This is a genomic window from Rhodococcus sp. FG69 (assembly GCF_057808915.1).
Map to the genome: position 1 here is coordinate 1 of NZ_JBMDIX010000129.1, position 380 is coordinate 380.

1 protein-coding gene is annotated in these 380 nt (G+C 63.2%); it reads right to left on the reverse strand.

The window, feature by feature from the left end:
- Window positions 1–380, reverse strand: a 380-nt coding sequence (locus tag ACODSO_RS29290) for an enoyl-CoA hydratase/isomerase family protein (RefSeq protein ID WP_489040104.1), incomplete at both ends; no start/stop codon positions are given.

The window sequence follows — 380 nt, forward strand, 5'->3', positions numbered from 1 at the left end:
TTCTTGCCTTCGGCCAGATACGGCAACGCCTTTTCCAGACCGAGCAGGCGCACCATGCGCACCACCCCGCCGCCACCAGGCAACAGGCCCAGGGTGACCTCCGGCAGGCCGAGCTGCACGTGGCTTTCGTTCAGGGCGATACGGTGGTGACAGGCCAGGGCAATTTCCCAGCCGCCGCCCAGCGCCGCGCCATTGATGGCTGCAACCACTGGCTTACCGAGGGTTTCCAGGCGGCGCAGTTGGCTTTTGATCTTCAGGATCATCTCGTAGAAACCCTGGGCCTCGGCCTGGGTGACCTTGATCAGCTCGTTGAGGTCGCCGCCCGCGAAGAAGGTCTTCTTCGCCGAGGTGACGATCACCCCGGTGATCGAATCCTTTTC